Origin of the sequence: Methanobrevibacter sp., from assembly GCF_045541095.1 — an archaeon.
Taxonomy (GTDB): domain Archaea; phylum Methanobacteriota; class Methanobacteria; order Methanobacteriales; family Methanobacteriaceae; genus Methanocatella.
This window is the reverse complement of record NZ_JAZQIJ010000053.1, coordinates 1-20057: the sequence shown is the minus strand read 5'-3', so window position 1 is coordinate 20057 and position 20057 is coordinate 1. Positions and strand designations below refer to the sequence as shown.

Below are 20057 nucleotides of genomic sequence, written 5' to 3'. Positions count from 1 at the left end.
ATTTTAAAAATAACAGATTATAAAAAGGAATGAATCAAAATGGGATTTGATAGTCAAACTTGTTTTATTTTAAAAGAAGTAGGTTCAAATTTAGATAAAAATCATATTGTTTTTACAGTTAAAATTCTATTTGAAATTTTTAAAGAAATTCGACCAGAACTATTTAAAAAAGATAAAAAAACTCGAACTGGCCCCAAACGAACATATAAAACTGATGAGATGCTTCCTTTCATCAGTTTTGGACACATTATGGAAATTACAAGCTGCAGAAAACTGGAAAATTGGTGGAAAAATAATGATGAATCCTGCCAATTTTTACTCAACTGCAAAAAACCATCAAAAACAACTATAAATGACTTCACAAACAATAAAATGTATCTAATTGATGAATTTGACAAATTCCTTATGGAATTTGGAATAAAAACAGGATTAATTGAAGGAAACTTAATTTATGCAGACGGAACAGTATTAAAAGGATATTGCAATCCACACAATAAAATGTATCCTGACCAAATAAAATACCTTAAAAAGTTCATTTTAAAACATTACAAAGAATTTAAAAACAATACTGGAGATTTATGGATAAAACTCCATGAATTCTTCTATAATGACAAATATCAGGACGAATTAAAAGATTTATATAAAAAACTCAAAAAAACAATTAATTCATTCGGAATACACTTATTGAAATTAAGTTTAAAAGACCATAAAAGCTTAAAAAGAGTTTTGAAACGAATCAAAGAAATGGAAGCCAACATTTCTGGTAAAAATAGCATCAGCACTGTTGATCCAGAAACACGACACATGGATGATAAAAAACGAATATCTGGCCTAAATTACAATTATCAGCAAGCAATTGACGATAAATGCGGAATGATAGTCACACACTACATAACACAACACCCAAACGACCAATTGGAATCCATAGAGATTGTCAACCGATTACAACGAATATTAAACAAAAAAGAATTCACACTCGTAGTGGATCATGGATACTGGCACATTAAAACACTACACAGAGTACACAGAACCCCAACAAAACTCATTATCCCAAATAGAACAGAAGCAATGCGAAGAAATGCAAAACAAAGAGAAAAAAATGAAATAAGATTTGATGAAAGAAACGCCAAAAAACAAAGATTCAAAAAATACAATTTCAAATACCTGCCAAAAGAAGACGCATATCTATGCCCCGCAGGCATAAAACTAACTAGAAAAGACAATTCAATTACCAAAAAAGGCATTAAAAAAAGATATAATGCAAAAGAATGTGAAAAATGCAGATATCTTGCAAAATGCTCAAAAAAAGAATACCGAAGAGAAATCACAGACACATTTGACCCCATTTTAGATAAAATAAAAAAAGAATACTACACAGAATACGGACAAACAGCATATTCTGGCCGAGGATCACACGCAGAAGGAGGATTCGCAATTTTACTTGAATCCCGTAATTTCAGAGGAATAAAAACAAAAGGAGTAAAAAAAGCAAACAACGAAATGACACGAACAACAATAACACACAACATCAAAAAAATACACAAACACATCAATAATAAAACTCTAAACAAAATATTAAATGAAATTAAAAAAGAAAAACAAAAACAAGAAATAAACATGAACATATTTGACAAATGGATTAATAATTACATAATTGAAAATGATAAAATCATAGATTTCAAAAATTAAAATTAGAAAAATTCAAAAGAGAAAATAGCGGACACTCCCTCTTTCATTAAATTTAATTTAAGCTAATTTTAACAGCATGTTTTTTATATTCTATTAAAATTTTTAATCGTTATTCTTTTTTACTGCAGTTTTTAAAAAAAGTTTCAAATTATGTTGGACTGCAGCTATATCATCATTTCATTAGGCAATATTTTTTCTAGTTTTCAAGTTCTGATTTGATGAGGTGGAGTAATTTTTCAGCATCATGTTTCTTGATGTCTCCGGTTTCTCTGATAAAATTAATGATTTCTCCTTTTTTATGTTCATCCAGACTTGATTTACTTAATGTAGTTGCATAATTTCTTTTTGGATAAAATTCACTTTTTGCAATGCTTAGAAGTTCATCCTTTTCGCTTTCAGTTAGAAGGTCTTCCTCAACTGCCTTTGTAAAAATGTATTTCATGCTGATTAGGGGCACTGAAAGGGCTTCCAGTGTTTCACTGTCAAGCATGACTGCAACATCGTCATCGGATTCAACTTCTCCTGTTGCATACTGTTCATAGCAATATCCAACACCGATCATTCCCAAACTGTCAAGTTCGGATGCTCTTAAAGCACCCATGCTTGAAGCTCCATAAACTTTGATGCCTTTATTGAGAACTTCTAGAATTTCTTTATGACCGACGGCGGAGTTTTGATGAAACACTCCGTCAATAATTGCAATAATGTCAGGGTTTTCCCTTAGTGCAATGCCTAAATCTCCTCTTTTGATAGGTCTTTTATATATTACTTCAACTTCCTCGGTCGAATCCAGAATATCTTTTGCTTCCTCAAACGGGAGTGACAACCCTGTGTATATGATTATTTTGGTCATTTTATCAAACTCTCAAGAATCTGTATCCTGCCCTTGTCGGATCAATTGCATACAATTCCATTTCCGGGATAACTACACGCACTACGCTGACATCGATTTCTGGTCTGGTCAAATCGGTGTATAAAATCTTGCTGATTTCGTTTGCCATCAGTTCATCCTTAACTATATTTATGTCTTCGGTAATCGAGGATGTTGATTTGTTTTCAATCGAATCGAGTTTAATCTGTTCATCTTCTTGTCTGAAATAAAACTTGTTGATTCTTTTCATTCTCTCATAACCTGCTTCGCGTGCAAAATCGGCACGAACTGTATCTTCACGAGCTCCATTGATTTGAGTTGCCCTGCTTTGTGCCACTTCAGTGAGTGCCCTCAATATCGCAACTTCAGGGTCCAGATGTGTGCCTATGCCTAATGTTAAAAGTCCGGCATCTTTTGTAACTGTATCGTCAGCGGATGCAGCTATTGTTGGAATGTTGATGTCTGCTGTAAAATCCATCAGTTTAATCTTGATGCCTTCACTTTCAAATTTGGCTATAATCTCGTTTATTGTATCGCTTTCAATGCTGTCCAAATCAATTTGTGCATAATTTTTATGTGTCAGTTCAAAGATGCTCCATGCATCGCGTTCAATCACTTCAAACATCCCATGAAGGATTGCCTCTTGCAAAACATTTCCTGATGCAAGGCCGTTTGTGTTTGATTTGAATAGGCTTTGGACATTGTTTTCATGAGTATACGGGTGAAAAATTGCATTGGTAGGTATATAAAAATCACTATCTGAAATCAAATCATGGGTTATACTCCATTCGAGTGAAATGTCTGACATATCTTTTTTTTCAAATTCCTTCGGAAGATTCAGCAATTTAGGATCAATATATTCTCCATATTCATGAATTTCGCTGACGGTTGCTACAATGGTTTCATCACTTTCTTGTCTTTCGGCAGAATACCTTTCAAATCCTTCCATCATTGCTGAGGCTTTGGCATGGTCTTTTGTAATGCCTTTACCTCCGTAAACGCTGACTCCTCCGTATTCGGCAGTGGGTCTTATGGCAGTATAGACTGGAAGGCCGACCCTATCCAAATCGGTGATGTCTGCAATACGTGTTATTCCGGCAGTCTTTAATTTTTCCTTATTTATTTCAATAGTCTTTTTAGGAGCTATAACTCTATGAGTTCCTTTAAAATATGTGAGTTCTTCAGTCATTTTTAAAATCCTATAATTAGTCTAACAATGTTTTCAACACCTATGGTCATGGATGCCAAGGTCAATACTCCGGCTATTGCGATTGTAATAATCCAAATTCCGACATTCCATCTTAATACTTTGGACCCGTCCAGATTTCCAATTGGGAGCAGGTTGAATGCAGCTAAAAAGCTGTTGATTGAATATCCTGTTGCACAAATGATAAATATCAACAATGATGTCTCAGATGTAAATGCTGATTTATAAACGGATACTGCTACGGCCAAAAATGCCAATGCAAGGATAATATTGACAATTGGACCTGCAATAGATATTTTACCGTTTATTTCATCTGTCATGTAGTTTGCATAGGTATAGACAGCACCTGGTGCTGCAAATACGAATCCGAAAAATGATGTTACAAGCGCAAATATTAATCCTTGTGGCCATAGTTTAAATTCCGCCCAGTAACCGTATTTCATTGAAACGAATTTGTGTCCTAGCTCGTGCAAAATAAATCCGAGACCTACGCCAACCATAACAATCGGTAGCATGTTGAGTATTCCATTTGCGTCCCTTCCAACATTTGCAATTGAAAAACAAAGTGAAATGACGAAAAATGCAATTAACAAATCTCTTATTTCGCTAGTTGTAAATTTAAACATAATGTTAAAATATCTAATTTGACTTTAATAAAATTATCTTTTTATAATACTTTTTTTAAATAATTACTTATGGACATGCATATTGAAAACATTCAAAATGATTTGAAAAACGATGATATTCAGGCTTATCTGCTCACTCAGTTTACAAATGTGGAATACATTTCGAATTACAAGCCGACCAGTTTCGCATTTTGTGTGATTAAAGAAAATCCGATAATCTATGCATCTTCAATGGATATGGAAATTGCAAAAAACAATTCCATCATTGAAGTGAGGGAATACGAATCATTTGAGACAATGAATGAAGAGCTTAAAAAAGAGGGCATTAAACGCCTTGCAATTGAGCCGAGCCTGCCTTATGGCACATATGAAAAACTACGGGATGATTTTGAGATTGCCTCAAAGACATATGTCGACAAACAGAGAATGATTAAAACGCCTCGTGAAATAGAAAACATCGCAAAGGCAACTGAAATCGCCCAGAAATCATTCATGCAATTGGACATTTTAAACAATAAAAATACTGAGAAGGAAATAGCTTTTGATCTTGTCAGATTCATGATTGAAAACGGTGCCGAGAAGGAATCGTTTGACACAATCGTAACAAGCGGAGCCAATTCAAGCCTTCCTCATGCGATTCCTCAGGGTAAAAAATTAGGCCAACCTATTTTAATTGATTGGGGTGCTAAATATAATGGGTATTGCTCTGATAATACTCGTACAATGGTTTATGATGAGTTTCAGCATGAAATCTGGGATATTGTAGCGGAAGCCCATGACAAAGCAATCAAAGCCATAAAACCTGGGTTTAAATGCAGCGAAATAGACATGATATCCCGCGATGTCATATCAGAATATGGGTATGGGGACAATTTCATCCACTCAACAGGTCATAGTCTTGGCTTGGATATTCATGAAACACCTGGTTTTTCACCCCGCGATGATACCGTGATTGAAGAGGGCATGGTGATTACTGTTGAACCTGGAATATATCTTGAAGGAAAGTTTGGTGTCCGTCTGGAGGATACGGTATCCATTTCAAAAAAAGCGAATGTCATTGGCGATTTGCCGTTAAATATTGTATAATTTAAAAAAAGAAAATTGAGTAATTGGTTTATTTGCCAATTACTTCTCCGATTAATTTTTCATTTGGAGCATCAATTTGCACTAATGTACCGTTATCAATGTAAACGAATACGCATCTTCCAGTGTCTTTTTGTTCAAAGAGACCTTCTTTGGATGAAATATTTTTCTTAACGGTGTTTCCTTGAGGAGTTAAATCTATTGATTTGGTTGGAACGAAGTCTGTAACAGTAATGTTGTCAGTTCCGTTTTCCATAACAATACGTGCAACTTCACATTGAATTCCGTTAAAATCGCCTGTTTGATTGTTTAAGGTTAAGTTTTCATTAATTGTAAATCCTGCAGGATTGTTAATTGAAGCGGCACAAACCATACCTGCTGTACAAAGTGCAATTAACACTAAACTTATTGCAAATATTTTTTTAAAATTCATAATATCATTTCATTTTTTTTAACAATAAATTATTTATTGTCAATTAATCATTTTTTATGATATATAAATGTTGAATTGAATAATTAAAGAAACTGCTAAATGAATCATGTTTTTATATTTCAAATCATAATATCTTATTATGAACCGGATTTTAGAAATAGTTGAAAAGTACTTTTTTTTAATAATTGTGGCGGCAGTAATAATATCTTTAACTTATCCAAATTCATTTAAATGGGTTTTAGGTAAAGTTGCTGGTTTCAATACTATTGATTTGCTTTTAGGTGTCGTGCTTTTTGGAATGGGTACAACATTGAAACCGGAAAATTTCGTTAAAGTATTCAAAAGTCCCAAGGAGATTTTGGTTGGAATTTCTGCTCAATATCTTATAATGCCTCTTTTGGCTTTTGCAATTGTTAGCCTGTTTTCCCTTGATGCAGGTTTGACCGTTGGCCTTATTCTGGTGGGCTGTGTTCCTGGGGGGACCGCTTCTGATGTCATAACATTTCTTGCAAAAGGGGATTTGGCATTGTCAGTTTCATTAACTGCAGTATCTACGGTAATTTCTCCGATTTTGACTCCTCTTATTGTATTTCTGTTAATTGGTAATCATATTCCATTCAACCCTACAAGCATGTTATTGTCCATTGTTCAGATTGTAATTGTTCCAATTGCATTGGGTTTGGCCCTAAATTACAAATTTCCACAACTATGTGATAAGCTAAATGATTATCTTCCCGCTTTCTCTTCAATTGTGGTCTGTCTGATTGTGGCAGGCGTAATTGGTGCAAACAAGCAGGCCATAGTCACATCATTTGGAATAGTGATATTTATTGTTATTCTGCAATACTTTGCCGGAATGCTTCTTGGATTTGTTGCAGGATATCTGGCTGGAATGGACAGAAAACAAATGATTACTCTTGCAATTGAGATTGCATTTCAAAATTCCGGTCTTTCCACAAGCCTTGCAAAGACACACTTCCCTAGTTTGACTCAGGCCACCGTTCCGGGAGCTATTTATTCGGCCTGGCAAAATCTTGCAGGGTCAATATTGGCTTATTTCTTCAAGAAGTACATTTCGGATTAAACTGGTGATTTGATTTTGTTATATCCTTCAATGATGAATTTGATGATATAAATCAATGAGATTACTGTAAATATTCCTAGAATTATCATTCCAATTTGGGAGTGAAAAGCAAGTTCGATGTTTGGAATATGAGAAACGGCCATTGAAAGCAGATTATTAAGCATATGCAATGTAATCGGCACAAGGATATTGTTGCTTATTAAATATGCAATGCACATTACAATTCCAAATATAAATGATGATATTTGGGCTTCGATGGGGTGAAATAGACTGAACAATATTGAAGTTAAAATAATTGATAAAACTAATGGAATTCTTTTATTTATTCTGTTCAGCAAAATTCCCCTGAAAACAAGTTCTTCACAGGCAGGACCTAAAATAACACTAAATAAAAAATCAACTCCTATGAAAACGAATCCTGAAGATGCAATTTCCATAGATTTGAAAATATAATATTCAGAAGGAAACATTTCACTTGACAGCAGTCCTAAACCCAGAGCGAAAACATAGCCCGCAATTCCCAACAGGATCCATGTCTTAAATGGGATTGTGGAAAACAGATTTGTTGCACAGTTTTTCAGTCCGGTTAAGTTATTCCTGGTTCTGAAAAGAACATAAATGATTGGAATAATTTCAAGCCATTCCAGACCTACTTCTAAAAATCCAATTAGGAATATGGATAAAACTCCTATGCCAACTAACTCTAAAATCCTTATTTCCTTAAGATTGTCGTTAAAGGATTTAATTAGTTCTTGATTCATTGATATTCTATTCTTTTTTAGAATTTAAATATTTTTAGGCTTTGATTCCATTGAAAAGAATGTCATAGAACTTGTCTGCGTATTGTTCCATTTCATGTTTAGGGGTTCTGCCGTATATTCTCCATAGCATTAATGAATGGAAAATGATGTCATAGCAGATTACTGCCAGTATGTTTGCATCAACATCTCTAAGTTCTTTTTGTTTGATTTTTGTGCTGAAAAATTCCCACAGTTTACCGAGAACTGCATCAGACATTATGGTAATCAGTTGGTTTCTGTCATCTTCTTCGTTGACATCAGCAAGTGCTACTTTCAATATCTTGACATCCTCTTGTGGAGTGCTCAGTAATCCTTCAAAAATACGTTTGAAGTATTCTTCAACACTGTTGTTTTCTTCAAAAGAAAACACGCTTTCCAGCTGTTTGGTGAAAGTGTCTATATAGTATTTTTTCATGGTGTTTATCAGGTTTTGTTTATTTTTAAACTTCCTAAAAATAGTCACTTCATTCACACTGGCTTCGGTAGCTATTCTTTTTGTTGTTGCCTTTTCAATACCTTCACTTTCAATGATATTAAAAGTGGCTTTTAAAATCTTTTCTTCTGTGCTCCCTTCTTCAATTTTCATAAGTAAATTTTATTTTTTAATATAATTAATAGTTAACTATTATTTTAACATTTTTTAGAAAATTCGTAAAAGTATGTTAGTTATATGAATATTGTCCAATTTTTAATTTTAACATTATTCATGCGAAAATATCTTAAAAATAAAATTAAAAAATTAATTCTAAACAGTTGTGTGTGGTTGAATCGCTAAATAATATAAAAAAAGAAAAAAAAGTATTGAATTAACAATACTTTAGAGTTATACTAGATTTCCTTGTTCATCTATAACTGGCTGATTGTTTTTTACATCCCAAATGTTTGCACCGTCATTTTGACCACCGATTATTTTTCCATTTGCATCATAGAAGACATCTAAATCGGCATCATAATAACTTTCCATATCTGAAGCTAGTGGAGCTCCACCTTGACCGGTTTGGTTGGTGCTGTATTCTACAGTACTTGCAGTAGAGTTTTGTTCTGTTTGGGTTGTTTGAGTGGATGTACCTTCTTCAATTGTAATTGTTTTTTCAGCTGAACATCCGTTGTATTTGTCAGTTCCGTTAAATGTTACTTTAACTTTGTGCTGTCCGGTTGGTTCATCACTTAATTTTAAAAATGCATGTCCGTTAGCATCAGTCAGCACTGTATAATTTTCTGTTTGTCCGTTAGCATCATATGCGATAGAAACTTTTTCATTTTTAATTACATTTCCTTGCGCATCTTTAAGTTCAACTTGTATGCTGTCTCCATTTTTTAAAGTGTCTTGGCTTAAGAAATTAATTTGTGTGTTTAGTTTACCGTTTTGAGTTTGTGCTGGTTGCGTAAGTACAAAAGCAGCCACAACTGCAATGATTATTACAATCAATATAGCTATAATGATATTTTTATTCATTTTCATCCCTCTTATTTAGAAATAGTCCAAATATCAATTTTGTCTTTTTTTTATGACTTTATCCATTTTTTTATATAATATTTAAAAATATGGATTGTTTTTTATTTATTTATTAAATGGCATATAAGTGTTTTTGAATGTAAGCGCTTTCTTACATATTATTCTACAAAATCACATATTGAACCCTCTTTTGTATAGTATTGAGAATTCAAGTTTTGTAATGTGTCGGGTTATTTATTTATTTCAATATTTTTTAATCTTTGATTTAATGTGTGATATGAAAATTTTGAGTTTTATATTATTAATTAAAAATAATTATGTTTTCACTTCGTAAAATTGATTTTGAATACAACCAATACCTTATATGGTTTAAAATTTAATATTATTTCATGAAATTTAAAATATTAAATGATTTGGCATTAATTATGGACAATATTGTTCCAGATAAGTATTTATCTAGGTTGCAGGAATTTTTATTGAGTGGTGCAGTTTTTACAGATGCAAGTCAGGTTTTATCGATACTTATTGTTTTCATTTCATTAGGTGAAATCATAATTTGTGTATTGATTTTTACATTGGACTTGCCATTGTCTGTTGTTATCATTCCGTTTTTCAGTATTCCTGGACTTTTTACATATGTTGTTGTCCAGCAGGAGCGGAGAGCTCAGGAAATTGAGCGTACTGCCCCGGACTTTTTAAGACAATTGGCTTCAATGCTTCAAGTCGGGCTCAGTTTTGAAAATGCAATGGAGGACATGTCCCAATATGGGGATGGGCCGATGTACGATGAAATGAGACGTACGATCATTGAAATCCGGATGGGCCGTAATTTTGATGAAGCGTGGAGGGCAATGAGCAAACGTTTGAAATCAAAAGAACTGGAAAGGGTTTTTAACATTATTTTGGATGGTCGTAAAAGTGGATCTAGTGTTTCGAATGTGCTTTTGGATGTTTCAGATGATTTAAGAGATTTGATGGCGCTAAAACGTGAGAGAAAATCTTCGGTAATGATGTCGGTGATGTTTTTGATGATTTCGGCTATTGTGGCAACGCCATTTGCGATTGGTATGGTAAGCGTTTATTCTGAATTCATGCAGAATTATGGCATGGAATCGGAGATAATTTTCACGGCACCGATTGCGGGTGAAATTTATTTAATCATACATTCGGTTTTGGTCGGTTTTATCATTAGTATTATAATGTATGGTGAATTCAAAAAAGGAATTAAATTTTCATTGCCTCTGGCGGTGGCATCTTTTGGAATATTCTATTTCATATCCACGTTTGGGGCAACATTGCTTATGGGGGGATTTTAATGGATGATACTGCTCAAACTTCTGCAGAATTCATATTGTTGTTTGGAGGGATACTTGTTGTGGTATTGCTTGTAATTTATATGTACAATAATTATATGAACGATTTAGGAAATGAAATTGCATCAAACGAGGTCAGACAATTCAATAATGCTTTAGGTAATCTTAATAAATATTTCAATTAATTTTCATTGGAAATATTAAAAATAATTTTTTTGTCTTAAAATGTTTTAATACTTTATTTTTTCTTTTTTTAAGGGCATTGTAACATTTTTTAACTTAATATTTAAATACTATTATTTATAAATTATACTTATACTCTTTGGAGTTTATTTTAATAAATTAAACAATAGGTGAACAAACATGGAATTAGGCGAAATTTTTACTGATGCTTTAGCATACCCATTCCAAAATATCATGGCTTTAATCCTTTATCTTGTATTGGGTATTATTTTAGGACTTGCTGTTGGAGGAACTGCTTTCGGTATATCTGCAGGTGTTGCCGCTGAAAATGTATTTGCAGTTTTAGGAACTGGAATTATTGGAATAATTATTGCTCTTATCCTTGGATTTGTTATTTCAGGTTATCAATTGGATATAGTTAAATATGGAATTAACAGGGATTCTTCTGCTCCTGGAATTGATATTATTAGACAATTCGTCAATGGGGTAAAATTGTTTGCAGTTCAAATTGTATATTACTTAATTCCAATCATAATTGGTGCTATTTTAGCTGTAATCTTCCAACACTGGTTATCTGGTTTATTAACTTTCATTGTAACTGTAGTATTTGCATTGGCAGCATCCATGGCTCAATGCAGATTAGCTAAAACCGAAGATATTGGTTACGCTTTAGCAATTGGTGATGCGATTGGTGATATCTCAAGAGTTGGATTTATCAAACTCCTTTTATTCATTATAATCGTATTTGTTATTGCTTTTGTTTTAGCAATGATTGTTGGTTTCATCGGTCAATTGAATCAATATGTTGGTGGAATCCTATTAGGTATTTTAGGAGTTTACCTTACCTTCTTTACAGCTAGAGCAACTGGTTTATTATACTCAGGAGTATAAATAAACCTTCTTTTTTTCTTTTTTTTATATCATCTGTTTTGCATAATATTCAGTATGGTCTTTTACTTCATATTTTGAACAGGTTGCTAATTTATAATCTCCAATATCAAATAAATTGAATTTTAAATTATCCTTATCATTTTTAAGAGTTATTTCATCACCAATAACTATTTCAAAGCTATCCAAATCAAGATTGAATCCCAAACCGGTATATTTCATGTAGCTTTCCTTCAAAACCCAGTAGTTGAAAAATTCATCTGAAGGATTATCGGATTTCATTATATTTTCATATTCCTTGTTGTAGAAGTAATGTCTGGCTATGTTTAAATCAATTAAAGGGTCATTATATTCGACATCAACACCAACTTCAACATCGGATATTGCGCAAGCAACAATTTTGCTTGAATGGCTTAAATTAAAATGAATATCTTTATAGTTGGAGATATATGCTTTGCCATATTTTTCAGTTTTAAAGATAGGATCGGTTATATTTTCTTCATCAAGCAATTTCTTTAAAAGCAGATATGCTCCTGCACTCAATTTCTTATCTTTAACAAATCTAAAATTGTCCACTTTCTGTTTTCTTGTCTTTGGCAAAAGTTCATAGGCTTTCGCCAGATCCAAATCATCCACATTGCAATAAGCTAATTTAATCATGATTGTTCCTTAGTATTATCAGTGTCATATCGTCAAATTGTTCTGAATCTCCGGTGAAATTATGGATGTCGTCTGATAATGCTTGAATTGGATTTTTGCCGTTATATGAATTGAAGAAGTTCGCAAGTCTTTCTTCACCATACATTTCATTTTCATAATTGTTCGCATCGGTTATTCCGTCTGTGTACAATATTATTTCATCGGATAAGATTACCTCTTCTTTTTCATACTCAAAATCCTCTAGAATTCCTAAAACAACTCCGCTTTCTATTTCTAAATATTTGTATTTGTTGTCTTCTCTAATCAGTGGGGGGTTGTGTCCGGCATTTGAAAATGTTATTGTTTTTGAAGATTTATTGTAAACTCCAAGCCATAATGTTATAAACATTGATTCGGAGTTGTTTTTACATATTTGGTTGTTGAGCAGATACAATATTTTGGATGGATCCCTTTCGGTATTGAATAACTGTTGTATAATGGTTTGTGTTATTGTTGCAAGCAGTGCGGCAGGCACACCTTTTCCTGATGCATCACCGATTACGATTGCCAGATTATTTTTGTCAATTTCATAATAGTCGAAAAAGTCACCTCCAACTTCCTTTGCAGGATGGCTGTATCCGTCAATGGCATATTCGTTTGTTATAATTGGTTCAGTCGGAAGGTTTGACTGTTGGATTTTTCTTGCAATGTCCAGTTCGGCTTCAATCCTTTCTTTTTCACTTTCAATTTCACGGATATTTTCGATATAATAATTGTTATAGGTAATTAGTTCAGTATGGCTTCTAGCCAAAGTTCCTATTTCATTGTTTTCATTGATATAGTTTGAATAGATGTTCAGCAGCCCATCAGATTCGATTTTTTGATTTTTGTGAATGAATTCATTAATTTCAGAAAAGGATGAAATGGGCGTAATAACTCGGTTTTCAATATATCTTAAAATATTTTGCCCTGGAATGAAGAAAATAATGACTATAATATCTGCCAGAACAAGTATCGGAGCAGTAGGGAAAAGCATATTTATTGCTCCAAAATCCATCAGGTAAATATTGTTCAATAAAAAAGATAAAAATATTGCCACAAGCACAATAATTAGGGTAGTTGCAAGAAATATATTCATTATTTTTTGTGAAATTGAATTTTCGTTTATTGATTTTACTTCGCCTACAAGTGGTTTTGTCAGATACGCATATAATAGTAATGCATACAGTATTAATGTTATTTCAATTATTTCGGGTCCTGTAGGCAGAAACAATAATGATCCGCTAACTATTGTGAGAGGGATTAATAAATAAGATATGATTTTGTAATGTTTTTCATTGAATTTTCTTTTGGATGTTTTTGGAATGTGTATGAAGTCAATTTTTTTAGATATCCATATGCTGATTATACCGAAAATAAATGATATGTTGATGAAGTTGATTAAATAGTCAGTAGCTATTAAATATTCCATTTCGGAATCGGACAATATAATGCCTATGATATTTCCATGCAGGAAGCTGTATAATATTGCACAAATTAATAAATCTACTATAAAAAGATATAACTGGTATGAATTATTTAAAGAGGGTTTGGTAATTTCATGCTTTCGATTTAAACCGGTGTACCAGATTTTATATGCTAAAATTGAAATGCCAAAAGAAAAAATCTCAGATACTAGAGTTTCGATTGGAGTATATCCGTTTATCAAATCACAAATTGAATTTGCAAGTGTTGATCCAAGAGCACCATATGGGCCAAAAAGAAGTCCTGAAATGAATATTATTCCTACATGTGGTGAAAAGATTCCGAAATCCCAATTGCTCATAAAAATCTGGGAACCGAGATTAATCACAATCATAAGAATAAATGGTATTATTATTTTTTTCAATTTGGCATTCATAATTCCACTTTTTTTAATAACTGTCATTCTCGTTATTTATCGGGCGGTGTTATCTTCGACCCAACATTTTTTTAAAATAAAATTTAATCGGCATATATTAATTATTTTTACTGATTTTTAAATTTTTGTATATAAATGAAATTATTTAATATATTGGCATTTTGTATAACATTATATAGTTCGCAAACTAATTAATTATTATAATTAAACTATTTAGGTAATTATATGTCAAAGTCATTTATTGCAAAAATTGAAGAAATTATTTTAAAATTTACCAAACCGGATTATATGGATTCACAAGAGAAAATAGATGATTTTTTAGCTAACAAACATGAATCCAATAAACCTATTAAAAACAGTTTTCATAGTTTTGATTTTAATGGAATGCAGGTTTTTACCTTTGGCGAAAAAGGGGCTAAAAATACGATTGTCTATGTCCACGGCGGAGCTTATGTAAATGAAATCAACTGGCAGCATTATATATTCTGCTTGTTGATGTCCCGAAGATTGGATGCATATGTGCTCGCACCGGTTTACCCGTTGGCTCCTCACCACAAAGCTGCGGAATCTTTTAAAGCAATCTCTGACTTTTATGAAAATCTAATTCAAAATCATAGAAACATCACTTTGATGGGAGACTCCGCCGGAGGGGGTTTTGTCCTGTCGTTCTGTCAATACCTAAAAACAATAGACCTTCCTCAACCTGACCACATCATCACTTTTTCACCTTGGGTTGATATCTCTATGAGTAACCCTCCATATGACAATGAAAATGACCCTATTTTAGGTGAAATAGGTCTTAAAGAAATAGGAAAATCCTGGGCGGGGGATTTGGATGTGAAGGATTATCGCGTAAGCCCTATTTTTGGGGACAGTTCCGGCCTTGCAAAGATGCTGATTTTTGCCGGTGAAAATGAAATATTTTACAAAGACATCAAAAAATATGTTGAAAAATTAAAACGTGATGGCATTGATGTTCGTTTCATAACTGGTGAAGGGCTGTTCCACATATATCCTTTATTTCCAATGCCTGAGGCAAAAAAAGCGTTTAATGAAATAAAAAATGAGATAAGATGATTATCTCATATAAAGTATGTATTTTCCAAATCTCGGAATTCTATAAATTAGTATTGTTCCGGCATAGCTGAAGAATATCAATAAAACCCACAAGATTAAAGCTTTAACTGGTTCTGTATATGGTAAACTGGATGCTAGTGGGAGCAATGGGATTCTAAAGAGGTTATGCACTAAGAATACTGCAAAAGAATATTTTGACAATACTTTGATGATATTATAGTGTCTAACGCTTTTCATTCTGGAACACAATTCAAATAATGCAAATGATCCGACCAGGATGAATGGGAATTCATACCATAATGCAAAGCTGTATCCTCTAAGGTATGTGTAGTATTGGAACAGGACACAGATGATAAAAGAGATTATTGCTAAAGCTCCCATGGCTTTACTTGAATATTTCTTGAAGAAGTTTTTCTTAACCAGGTATCCCAAAATAATGTATATTCCGTATACTCCTCCACTGAATCCTAAACTGAATTGTATGTTAAGTCCTTGAATACCTTGTATGTCCAGTAGAAGTGATATGAATGGTACAATAAATGCTAAAACTGAGAATACCACTAATGCTGAGTTTATAGTTCCTTCATCAAAGTTTTTAAGGGCCGCTGCAACAAAAGGCATCGACAGATACATTCCTATAATCATCGGCATATACCACATGTGGCTGAACAGAAGGTTTCCTCCCTCTACAGGATTTATTGCCTGTGAGTTGAATGTAACGAACTGCAGGCTGAGTGCATAAATCACTGACCAGATAATGGTAATAATAATCAGTTCTTTACAGTTGTTTTTCCAGAATTTTTTAGTTTTCGCATCGTCATAGGACCTATCAAGTAACAGATAACCAGTAATCATTAAAAAGAACGGAACTCCTATACGGCCGATAAAAAGAGATATGAACTGAAAAATTCTTGAATAAGTTCCAAAGTTCATAGTAGCATCGGACTGAATAATGTAAATTCCATCAGTTGCATGAATGTATAGAACTGTAAGAATAGCTATGGCACGTACAAGGTCAATCCATTCGATTCTAGTTTTTGTCATTAAAAATTTTCTCCATTGTTTATATTAACATATTTTGTTGTTAATTTAAATAAATATTTTGATAATAATTAGAAAAAGTGCAAATAATTTTAAATTCTTTTAAACTCTGATGATGGGTAAATATTTTTCAAAAAAATAAGAGATGTAGATGGGATTCATCTACTTAAATTTGATTATTTTTTCTTATATGCAATTGGTATGAAAATTGCAGCTATTGCAGCTAAAACCAATGCGATTGGCAAACCGGTATTTCTAAGTGTATGATTGGTTTGCTCTTTTTTCACGGGTTTTTTAACAGCATTTTCTTTTTCAACTGTGGATACTACTTTGGTTGTTGTAGTTGTGGTTGTTATTTCTTCAGTTGTTTCTTCTGTCTCATCATCGGTTGAGTTTGAATCGTCTGTTGAATTATCGGTTTGGTTATCTGAAGAGTTTGTTGTTTCAGGTATTGTATCATCAACAGATATGTTTTGTGTAACAGGTGTTTCACTGACATCAGTTTGTTCTACAGGATTTTCATTCTCGGTTGCTCCCAATATGCCTGTATTAATTTTGGCAGCAATGACAAAACCGTCATTTGCGTTTCCGCTTTTTTTGATTTGATAATTTGAAATGTCATTGACTTGAATAGAATAGTCACCATTACTGTCCTGGTTTTCAAAAGTAGCTGACCAGGAATTTGATGCATTTAGTTTACTGGTTTCAACAACTATTCCGTCTTTGATAAGACTTACAACAACTTCTGCAGGCCTATCACTTGAGCTTGTGTCATCCCATGAAATTTTCACATTAATGCCTTGCCCATTATCGGATGCTGATACGAATCCGATGGATGCCAAAAGAAATGCTGCAATAAACAATGTTGTTATTAATTTTTTATTCATTTTTCAACACCTTTATAGGTAATTGGTATTATCACACTTTAAAAATATAAAATTTGTGTTAAATGTTAATTGTTACATCAATGTCTTATTGCTCCAACAATCCAAGGCAACACTATTGAAACCAAGCAGCTTATCAGTATTGCTGGAGGATATGCGAAATAGCCAATTATCATACCTATAACTACTAAAATGAGGGTAGTGAGGATTAAGTGATTATTATCAATAGCAAGTTGCAGTGCAATGTTTGCAGGATCTGACTGCTTAAGGAATTCAAAGATTAATTTGGACAGAATTCCGGTTACAATGAAACTTAGTCCGTAGAGGAATTGTGGAAAGAACACATAAAAGTTCTCGGCAACGAAAGTTGTCAGATAAGGCAGTAGTGAAAACACAAGCAATGTGATTCCCATTGTCCAGATGACCTTGTAGTCTACTTTGTTTACTAAAGCGAAAGTGTTGTTGTTTATGTTCCAGAAGTTAAAGCAGACCAGGAAACTTATAGCATAGATTATAAATTCATATTTCAATTCGAACAATGCTTCCCAGCTTCCATTTGATGCTAATGGTATTTCCAAAACGATGATTGTTATGATAATGGCTAGAATGGCATCAATCAATGCTTCAAACCGATCACTCTCCATTGCCATCACCTCTGACAAGTTTTCCAATGACAATCCATAAAATGATTGAAATTAAACATGAAACATAAATTCCGGGAATAAAAACAGTGTAGGTAAGGATAAACCCGATAATCAGAACTATACTTGGAATATTCAAGTAGTATGAGTCATTATTCAGGTTTTGCAATTCCTTGTTGTAGGGATTGCTTTTATATACTTCACGAGTAGCCAAAGTATTCAATATATGGGTTATGATAAAAATCACTCCGAACATGGTTTCCGCCGGAATTGAATACACGTTTTTTGCAAGCCATATTGTAAAGTAAGGTAAAAGTGAAATTACAAATGTCATTACTCCATAAATCCACACGGCAGTGTTGTTGAGTGTCTCAACTGCATGGAACAGATTGTGGTTTGCATACCATATGTTGAATAAGATTAAAAAACTTATTGCATAAGCAATTAGCACATTTTGCATTTCCAAAAGCCCTGCTAATGTAGGAACAGAAGGTTGAGCAAGTTTCAAAACCAAAACTGTCATTATAATTGCTAAAATTGCATCAAAAAAAGTTTCAAATCTAGTTGTTTCCATAGTATATTATTTTAATTTTAAGATATAAAATAGTTATAGGTGATTATAATGGACATGTTAATTGGCGGAAAACACATTTCAGCGGATGACTTGGAAGAAGTTAAAAACCCCTTCAATGGAGAAGTAATCGATACAATTCCTATTGCACACTTGCAAGTTGCACAACTTGCAATTGATGAGGCCAACAGGGCAAAGCCAAAATTGCAGGAAATGTCCGCTTTTAAGGTTTCAAATAAACTCTTCAATGTTGTTGAAAAACTGAAAGAAAAAAGAGAAGAATTTGCAGAACTGCTGACATTGGAAGTCGGAAAGCCAATCAATGAATCATTGGTTGAACTTGACAGGTCAATTGAAACACTTAAACTTGCAGCTGAAGAAGCAAAAAGAATATATGGCGAAAGCGTACCATTGGATGCGGGACTCAACGGTAAAGGGTTTTTTGCATTCACACAAAGGTTGCCGTTAGGTGTTGTTGCAGCAATCACTCCATTTAACTATCCTTTAAATTTAACAATCCATAAAATCGCTCCGGCAATTGCATGTAAAAATACTGTAATCGTAAAACCGCCAACTGAAGCGCCGTTGACAGTCATGAAATTCTGTGAACTGCTTAATGAAGAGTTTCCGGAGGGTGTTGTAAATACCGTAACCGGATACGGTTCGGAAATTGGTGATTACCTTGTATGCTCTCCCGAAATTGATAAGATTTCATTTACCGGAAGTGTAACAACAGGTTTGATGATTTCACAAAAGGCAGGGATGAAAAAAGTCACACTTGAACTTGGAGGTAATGACCCGATGGTGGTTCTTAAAGACGCAGATATTGGCAAGGCCGTTAAAGGAGTAATCAACGGAGCATTTTTAAATGCAGGCCAGGTCTGCATGGGTGTTAAAAGAATCATTGTTGAAGATGAGATTGCAGACGAGTTTGCAGAAAAATTAGTGGCTGAGACTGAAAAACTCATTATGGGCGATCCTTCAGATAGCAAAACCACTCTTGGAACATTGATTTCAGAAAAAGCAGCAATACAGGTTGAAACATCCGTAAATGATGCTGTTTCAAAAGGTGCTAAGATATTGGCTGGTGCTAAACGTGATGGTGCATTTTACGAAGCAACAGTAATTGACAATGTCGCACCGGATATGGATTTGGTTGTGAGGGAAACTTTTGGGCCTGTAGCACCAATCATTCGAGTAAAATCTCTTGATGAAGCTATTGAAGTGGCAAACGATACTGAATATGGTCTTCAGGCAGGTGTGTTTACCAATGATTATTCCAATGCAATGAGATGTGCTCAGGAAATTGAGGCAGGAACAGTATTTATAAATAAACAATCCACATTCAGGACAGACAACATGCCTTTCGGCGGATTTAAGAGCAGCGGTGTTGGAAAAGAAGGAATAAAATATGCTGTGGATGAAATGACAAAAACAAAATTAATAGGTTTGAATTTAAGGTAGATATTCCTATATTCAAATCATTTTTTTTTAAATTCGAGCCATGAATTAAATTTATATTATTTGACTTTGAACCACCCCACCCTAAGAGGGTGGGGATTCCTGAATTTTTTTTCACTTAATAGGTTAATTAAGTATTTTTCAGGCTATCCCCGTTGAACCAGCGGTTTAATATATTAATTGCGGCATTTACGTCTCTATCGAGTATTT

Annotated in this window: 21 protein-coding genes; 8 read left to right on the top strand and 13 right to left on the bottom strand. The window is 33.4% G+C overall.

Annotated elements, in window-relative coordinates; all coding sequences use genetic code 11:
• The first annotated feature begins 39 nt into the window (after positions 1–39).
• A complete protein-coding gene (locus tag ACKI2P_RS02545) occupies positions 40–1689 on the top strand; it encodes a transposase (RefSeq protein WP_407374716.1) in 1650 nt (549 codons plus the stop codon).
• A 196-nt stretch (positions 1690–1885) separates the two neighbouring features.
• Here the strand turns inward: ACKI2P_RS02545 and ACKI2P_RS02540 are convergent, their stop codons facing one another.
• The 3 genes from ACKI2P_RS02540 to ACKI2P_RS02530 are packed head-to-tail and all read right to left on the bottom strand — an operon-like array spanning position 1886 to position 4393.
• Positions 1886–2542 (bottom strand): TfuA-related McrA-glycine thioamidation protein, encoded by a 657-nt coding sequence (locus tag ACKI2P_RS02540; protein ID WP_407374715.1) that lies wholly within the window; start codon positions 2540–2542, stop codon positions 1886–1888.
• A 4-nt stretch (positions 2543–2546) separates the two neighbouring features.
• A complete protein-coding gene (locus tag ACKI2P_RS02535) occupies positions 2547–3749 on the bottom strand; it encodes a YcaO-related McrA-glycine thioamidation protein (RefSeq protein WP_407374713.1) in 1203 nt (400 codons plus the stop codon).
• A gap of 2 nt (positions 3750–3751) precedes the next feature.
• Positions 3752–4393 carry a site-2 protease family protein gene (locus tag ACKI2P_RS02530; protein WP_407374711.1) on the bottom strand — a complete coding sequence of 214 codons (642 nt, stop codon included), beginning with the start codon at positions 4391–4393 and terminating at the stop codon, positions 3752–3754.
• A 69-nt stretch (positions 4394–4462) separates the two neighbouring features.
• Between ACKI2P_RS02530 and ACKI2P_RS02525 the strand changes: the two genes are divergently transcribed.
• Positions 4463–5479: an aminopeptidase P family protein gene (locus ACKI2P_RS02525; protein ID WP_407374709.1), complete on the top strand. Its 1017-nt coding sequence runs from the start codon at positions 4463–4465 to the stop codon at positions 5477–5479.
• A gap of 28 nt (positions 5480–5507) precedes the next feature.
• On the opposite strand, the gene ACKI2P_RS02520 is transcribed toward ACKI2P_RS02525, so the two are convergent.
• Positions 5508–5909 (bottom strand): hypothetical protein, encoded by a 402-nt coding sequence (locus ACKI2P_RS02520; RefSeq protein WP_407374707.1) that lies wholly within the window; start codon positions 5907–5909, stop codon positions 5508–5510.
• 139 nt (positions 5910–6048) lie between these two features.
• On the opposite strand from ACKI2P_RS02520, the gene ACKI2P_RS02515 reads away from it, so the two are divergent.
• Positions 6049–6993 (top strand): bile acid:sodium symporter family protein, encoded by a 945-nt coding sequence (locus ACKI2P_RS02515; protein WP_407374705.1) that lies wholly within the window; start codon positions 6049–6051, stop codon positions 6991–6993.
• Here ACKI2P_RS02515 and ACKI2P_RS02510 read toward each other — a convergent pair.
• The 3 genes from ACKI2P_RS02510 to ACKI2P_RS02500 form a co-directional block, all read right to left on the bottom strand.
• Positions 6990–7754 (bottom strand): CPBP family intramembrane glutamic endopeptidase, encoded by a 765-nt coding sequence (locus ACKI2P_RS02510; RefSeq protein ID WP_407374703.1) that lies wholly within the window; start codon positions 7752–7754, stop codon positions 6990–6992. The genes ACKI2P_RS02515 and ACKI2P_RS02510 overlap by 4 nt on opposite strands.
• Before the next feature lie 34 nt (positions 7755–7788).
• Entirely contained in the window at positions 7789–8379 is a 591-nt protein-coding gene (locus ACKI2P_RS02505) for a TetR/AcrR family transcriptional regulator (protein ID WP_407374702.1), read from the bottom strand.
• Positions 8380–8616: 237 nt separating this feature from the next.
• Positions 8617–9255, bottom strand: a complete 639-nt coding sequence (locus ACKI2P_RS02500; RefSeq protein ID WP_407374700.1) for an Ig-like domain-containing protein — start codon at positions 9253–9255, stop codon at positions 8617–8619.
• A gap of 383 nt (positions 9256–9638) precedes the next feature.
• Here ACKI2P_RS02500 and ACKI2P_RS02495 point away from each other — a divergent pair, with 383 nt between their 5' ends.
• From ACKI2P_RS02495 to ACKI2P_RS02485, 3 genes are all read left to right on the top strand, one after another.
• Positions 9639–10565 carry a type II secretion system F family protein gene (locus ACKI2P_RS02495; protein WP_407374698.1) on the top strand — a complete coding sequence of 309 codons (927 nt, stop codon included), beginning with the start codon at positions 9639–9641 and terminating at the stop codon, positions 10563–10565.
• Complete coding sequence (locus ACKI2P_RS02490; protein ID WP_407374696.1) at positions 10565–10747, top strand: class III signal peptide-containing protein; 183 nt, start codon at positions 10565–10567, stop codon at positions 10745–10747. Before ACKI2P_RS02495 ends, ACKI2P_RS02490 begins: the two co-directional genes overlap by 1 nt.
• Before the next feature lie 178 nt (positions 10748–10925).
• Positions 10926–11636 (top strand): DUF4013 domain-containing protein, encoded by a 711-nt coding sequence (locus ACKI2P_RS02485; RefSeq protein ID WP_407374695.1) that lies wholly within the window; start codon positions 10926–10928, stop codon positions 11634–11636.
• 24 nt (positions 11637–11660) lie between these two features.
• On the opposite strand, the gene ACKI2P_RS02480 is transcribed toward ACKI2P_RS02485, so the two are convergent.
• Together ACKI2P_RS02480 and ACKI2P_RS02475 are read right to left on the bottom strand one after the other, a co-directional pair.
• The gene (locus ACKI2P_RS02480; RefSeq protein ID WP_407374693.1) at positions 11661–12293 is read right to left on the bottom strand and encodes a 4'-phosphopantetheinyl transferase family protein; all 633 of its coding nucleotides are present in this window, start codon (positions 12291–12293) and stop codon (positions 11661–11663) included.
• A complete protein-coding gene (locus tag ACKI2P_RS02475) occupies positions 12286–14172 on the bottom strand; it encodes a PP2C family protein-serine/threonine phosphatase (protein WP_407374691.1) in 1887 nt (628 codons plus the stop codon). The genes ACKI2P_RS02480 and ACKI2P_RS02475 overlap by 8 nt, the downstream gene beginning before the upstream one ends.
• A 225-nt stretch (positions 14173–14397) precedes the next feature.
• On the opposite strand from ACKI2P_RS02475, the gene ACKI2P_RS02470 reads away from it, so the two are divergent.
• Positions 14398–15249 carry an alpha/beta hydrolase fold domain-containing protein gene (locus tag ACKI2P_RS02470; RefSeq protein ID WP_407374689.1) on the top strand — a complete coding sequence of 284 codons (852 nt, stop codon included), beginning with the start codon at positions 14398–14400 and terminating at the stop codon, positions 15247–15249.
• Here ACKI2P_RS02470 and ACKI2P_RS02465 read toward each other — a convergent pair whose 3' ends face one another.
• From ACKI2P_RS02465 to ACKI2P_RS02450, 4 genes are all read right to left on the bottom strand, one after another.
• On the bottom strand, positions 15250–16293 hold the full coding sequence (locus tag ACKI2P_RS02465; protein WP_407374687.1) for an acyltransferase: 1044 nt from the start codon (positions 16291–16293) through the stop codon (positions 15250–15252).
• Positions 16294–16466: 173 nt separating this feature from the next.
• Positions 16467–17177, bottom strand: coding sequence for a hypothetical protein (locus ACKI2P_RS02460; RefSeq protein WP_407374685.1), 711 nt, complete (start codon positions 17175–17177; stop codon positions 16467–16469).
• A gap of 77 nt (positions 17178–17254) precedes the next feature.
• The gene (locus ACKI2P_RS02455; RefSeq protein WP_407374683.1) at positions 17255–17818 is read right to left on the bottom strand and encodes a TMEM175 family protein; all 564 of its coding nucleotides are present in this window, start codon (positions 17816–17818) and stop codon (positions 17255–17257) included.
• On the bottom strand, positions 17808–18389 hold the full coding sequence (locus ACKI2P_RS02450) for a TMEM175 family protein (protein WP_407374681.1): 582 nt from the start codon (positions 18387–18389) through the stop codon (positions 17808–17810). The genes ACKI2P_RS02455 and ACKI2P_RS02450 overlap by 11 nt, the downstream gene beginning before the upstream one ends.
• A gap of 48 nt (positions 18390–18437) precedes the next feature.
• On the opposite strand from ACKI2P_RS02450, the gene ACKI2P_RS02445 reads away from it, so the two are divergent.
• Positions 18438–19850 (top strand): lactaldehyde dehydrogenase, encoded by a 1413-nt coding sequence (locus ACKI2P_RS02445; protein ID WP_407374679.1) that lies wholly within the window; start codon positions 18438–18440, stop codon positions 19848–19850.
• Positions 19851–20057: the final 207 nt, after the last annotated feature.

Excerpts from the sequence above, each read along its gene's own strand:
- ACKI2P_RS02510 (WP_407374703.1), bottom strand. The coding sequence starts at position 7,754 with ATGAATCAAGAACTAATTAAATCCTTTAACGACAATCTTAAGGAAATA.
- ACKI2P_RS02505 (WP_407374702.1), bottom strand. The coding sequence starts at position 8,379 with ATGAAAATTGAAGAAGGGAGCACAGAAGAAAAGATTTTAAAAGCCACT.
- ACKI2P_RS02470 (WP_407374689.1), top strand. The coding sequence starts at position 14,398 with ATGTCAAAGTCATTTATTGCAAAAATTGAAGAAATTATTTTAAAATTT.
- ACKI2P_RS02515 (WP_407374705.1), top strand. The coding sequence starts at position 6,049 with ATGAACCGGATTTTAGAAATAGTTGAAAAGTACTTTTTTTTAATAATT.
- ACKI2P_RS02495 (WP_407374698.1), top strand. The coding sequence starts at position 9,639 with ATGAAATTTAAAATATTAAATGATTTGGCATTAATTATGGACAATATT.
- ACKI2P_RS02500 (WP_407374700.1), bottom strand. The coding sequence starts at position 9,255 with ATGAAAATGAATAAAAATATCATTATAGCTATATTGATTGTAATAATC.
- ACKI2P_RS02545 (WP_407374716.1), top strand. The coding sequence starts at position 40 with ATGGGATTTGATAGTCAAACTTGTTTTATTTTAAAAGAAGTAGGTTCA.
- ACKI2P_RS02455 (WP_407374683.1), bottom strand. The coding sequence starts at position 17,818 with ATGGAGAGTGATCGGTTTGAAGCATTGATTGATGCCATTCTAGCCATT.
- ACKI2P_RS02450 (WP_407374681.1), bottom strand. The coding sequence starts at position 18,389 with ATGGAAACAACTAGATTTGAAACTTTTTTTGATGCAATTTTAGCAATT.
- ACKI2P_RS02530 (WP_407374711.1), bottom strand. The coding sequence starts at position 4,393 with ATGTTTAAATTTACAACTAGCGAAATAAGAGATTTGTTAATTGCATTT.
- ACKI2P_RS02490 (WP_407374696.1), top strand. The coding sequence starts at position 10,565 with ATGGATGATACTGCTCAAACTTCTGCAGAATTCATATTGTTGTTTGGA.
- ACKI2P_RS02540 (WP_407374715.1), bottom strand. The coding sequence starts at position 2,542 with ATGACCAAAATAATCATATACACAGGGTTGTCACTCCCGTTTGAGGAA.
- ACKI2P_RS02525 (WP_407374709.1), top strand. The coding sequence starts at position 4,463 with ATGGACATGCATATTGAAAACATTCAAAATGATTTGAAAAACGATGAT.
- ACKI2P_RS02465 (WP_407374687.1), bottom strand. The coding sequence starts at position 16,293 with ATGACAAAAACTAGAATCGAATGGATTGACCTTGTACGTGCCATAGCT.
- ACKI2P_RS02475 (WP_407374691.1), bottom strand. The coding sequence starts at position 14,172 with ATGAATGCCAAATTGAAAAAAATAATAATACCATTTATTCTTATGATT.
- ACKI2P_RS02460 (WP_407374685.1), bottom strand. The coding sequence starts at position 17,177 with ATGAATAAAAAATTAATAACAACATTGTTTATTGCAGCATTTCTTTTG.
- ACKI2P_RS02485 (WP_407374695.1), top strand. The coding sequence starts at position 10,926 with ATGGAATTAGGCGAAATTTTTACTGATGCTTTAGCATACCCATTCCAA.
- ACKI2P_RS02480 (WP_407374693.1), bottom strand. The coding sequence starts at position 12,293 with ATGATTAAATTAGCTTATTGCAATGTGGATGATTTGGATCTGGCGAAA.
- ACKI2P_RS02535 (WP_407374713.1), bottom strand. The coding sequence starts at position 3,749 with ATGACTGAAGAACTCACATATTTTAAAGGAACTCATAGAGTTATAGCT.
- ACKI2P_RS02445 (WP_407374679.1), top strand. The coding sequence starts at position 18,438 with ATGGACATGTTAATTGGCGGAAAACACATTTCAGCGGATGACTTGGAA.
- ACKI2P_RS02520 (WP_407374707.1), bottom strand. The coding sequence starts at position 5,909 with ATGAATTTTAAAAAAATATTTGCAATAAGTTTAGTGTTAATTGCACTT.